This is a genomic window from Actinocorallia lasiicapitis (assembly GCF_054778695.1).
Genome location: NZ_BAAGZI010000612.1, coordinates 1 through 2217, shown reverse-complemented (window position 1 = coordinate 2217; position 2217 = coordinate 1). Strand labels below are relative to the sequence as shown.

At 73.8% G+C, this 2217-nt stretch carries 3 protein-coding genes; 2 read left to right on the top strand and 1 reads right to left on the bottom strand.

Annotation, left to right across the window (positions count from 1 at the left end):
- Positions 1 to 337: alcohol dehydrogenase catalytic domain-containing protein (locus ACYVE7_RS32895; RefSeq protein WP_460370341.1), on the bottom strand; the 337-nt coding region annotated here is incomplete at its 3' end.
- Positions 338 to 445: 108 nt separating this feature from the next.
- Here ACYVE7_RS32895 and ACYVE7_RS32890 point away from each other — a divergent pair.
- A complete protein-coding gene (locus ACYVE7_RS32890; protein WP_460370339.1) occupies positions 446 to 1693 on the top strand; it encodes a helix-turn-helix transcriptional regulator in 1248 nt (415 codons plus the stop codon).
- Positions 1690 to 2217 (top strand): alpha/beta hydrolase fold domain-containing protein (locus ACYVE7_RS32885; protein WP_460370337.1); only part of this gene is annotated, 528 nt, incomplete at its 3' end. The genes ACYVE7_RS32890 and ACYVE7_RS32885, both read left to right, overlap by 4 nt.

The following is a 2217-nucleotide window of genomic DNA, read 5'->3' as shown; positions in this document are numbered from 1 at the left end:
CGACCGTGGTCGGGCCCGCCTGGGCGAGCGCGTACTCGGCGAGGCCGCCACAGCCGGCCGGCGGCAGGAAGGCCACCACCCGGTCACCGGCGCCGTACCCGGTGACGCCCTCGCCGAGCGCCACGATCCGGCCCGCCACGTCCATGCCGGGCACGAACGGGAAGGCCACCGGCAGTGCCGCGTCCATGACGCCGGCGAGCAGCATCAGGTCGAGGGGGTTGAGCGCCACGGCCTCCACCCGCACCAGAACCTGCCCCGGCCCGGCGACCGGGACGGGCACTTCTTCGATCCGCACATCTTCCACAGGGCCGTAGCCCGTCGCCACCAGAGCTCTCATGCCGCTCAGCCTCGCCGGGACGACGGCGGACGGGAACCGGCCGTTCGGGCGGTCACACCTAGCCGAAAGGGGGGTCCGACCGGGAAGATCACGGCCTACGGTGGAGCCATGGACGCCCCCGAAGCCCTGCGCTCGGCCCTCGCCGTCTTCCACGCGCCCCTGACGGAGACCCTGGAGACCTTCTCCGGACGGCTCCAGGCCCTGATCCCGCACGCCGCGCTCGCCAACCACACCAGCGACTGCATGGCCGACTCCCTGCACACCCAGGGCGACGTCCGGCTGACCACCCGGATCACGGTCGCCGAACTGGAGGCGCTGCACGGCCGCGCCGTTCCGGGCGAGCCCTGGACCGGCCGGGCGACTCTGGCCGGAGGCGTCCGCGAACTGCTGCTGCTCGCCTCGACGGCCGCGGGCTCCGGCCAGACCCTGCTCGCCGTGGTCCCCGAACGTCCGGTCTCCGCCGAGGAACGCGAACTGGCACAGATCCTGTGGGATCTGGCGACCGTGCATCTCGCGACGCTCGTGTCGCGGCAGGATCCCGACGCGCTGGCGCTGAGCCTGGCCGTCGCGGAGGCCCGCGCCCGGACCGCCGCCGACCAGGCCGAACGGCACACCGCGACCCTCACCGCCCTGCTCGGCGTGCTGCGTTCCCGCTCCCTCGACGACGCCGCGGCCCGCCGTGCCGCCACCGACGCGACCGTCGCGGCGCTGCTGGAGACCGACGCTCCACCGGACGACCTGCCGGAACCGCTGCCCGCGGCCTTCGCACGGCTCCGCGCCGAACTCGAGCCGCTGCTACGCCACAGCGCGCTCGCGATCGAACTGGTCCCGCCCGCCGACCAGGGAAGCCCGCTGCACGGCAGGCTCGCCGAGACGGCCGTGTTCGCCTCCCGCGCGGCGGTCCTGCTCGTCCAGTCGCAGCCGGACGTGCGCCGTGCCCGGCTGGCCTGGCGCACCGACGGGGCCGTGCTGCGGATCGAGCTCCGTGACGACGGCCCCGGGCTGCTGTCTCCCGACGACCCGGCGGTCGTCCGGCTGACGACACGGCTGTCCCTGCTCGGCGGCGCGTTCGAGCTCGATCCGGTGCCGGGCTGGGGCACCGTGCTCGCGGCCGTCCTGCCGCTGGCGCCGCGCGAGCTCCCCGACGCCGCGCCGCTCACCGGCCTCGCCCCGCGGGAATTGCAGGTACTCGGGCATCTGGGACGAGGGCTGCGCAACCGGGAGATCGCACAGCGGATGCAGCTCAGCGAACACACCGTGAAGTTCCATGTGGGCAACCTCTTCACCAAGTTGGGCGTCCGAACTAGGGGGGAGGCCGCGGCCCTGGCGCGCGGAAGCAGTACGATATATCGATGATCTATCGAGATATTCTGGTGGCGGAGATCTACGGGTACCGGCCGCTGTTGATGAACCTGGCCGTGCCCGACGACGCCACCGAAGACGTTCCCGTACTGGTGTGGATCCACGGCGGGGCCTGGCTGGGCGGTTCGCCCGCGCTGCGCGCCCGCTGGCTCGGCGCGACCGATCCGGTCGCCGAGGCGCTCGCGGCCGGGTTCGCGGTCGCCTCCGTCACCTACCGGATGAGCGCGGAGGCCGTGTTCCCCGCGCAGCTCGACGACGTGTCCGCCGCCGTCGAATGGATCCGGAAGAACGCCGCCGAGCACGGGCTCGACGCGTCCCGGATCAGCGTGTGGGGCGAGTCGGCCGGCGGCCACCTCGCCGCGATGCTCGCGCTCACCGACCCCGACATCCGCTCCGGGGTGCTCTGGTACGCGCCCGCCAACCTGCTGACCAAGCAGGAGCACCGGCTGCCCGGCGCGCACCGCCACCCCGACCCGGCGCACACGCCCGAGGCCCTGCTGATCGGCGGCGACGTCGCC